General features: G+C 79.8%; 1 protein-coding gene. It reads right to left on the bottom strand.

Annotated elements, in window-relative coordinates; all coding sequences use genetic code 11:
* A partial coding sequence (locus AN218_RS36600) for a hypothetical protein (protein ID WP_216311752.1) occupies positions 1 to 243 on the bottom strand: 243 nt, incomplete at both ends.

Below are 243 nucleotides of genomic sequence, written 5' to 3'. Positions count from 1 at the left end.
GGAGCCGCCGCTCGGCGGCTGGTCGGGCGCGGGCTGGTCGAGGTCCTCCGCGGCCTCCCGTGCGGCGGCGTCCGGATCCGGCGAGACGGTGACCGCGGGCTTGCCGCCGCCCCGTACCTCGTGGCCCGAACTCGCCGCGTCCAGGCCGACGGCGGCCGTTCCGAGCGCCACGGCCGCGGCGATGCTCACGGCCACCGTGCGGTGCCGGGATCCGGCACGGCCGGGCTGTTCGTCCGGGGTGCG

The sequence above is a fragment of the Streptomyces nanshensis genome (assembly GCF_001751255.1).
Classification (GTDB): Bacteria; Actinomycetota; Actinomycetes; order Streptomycetales; family Streptomycetaceae; genus Streptomyces; species Streptomyces nanshensis_A.
This window is presented reverse-complemented; position numbering and strand designations above follow the sequence as displayed.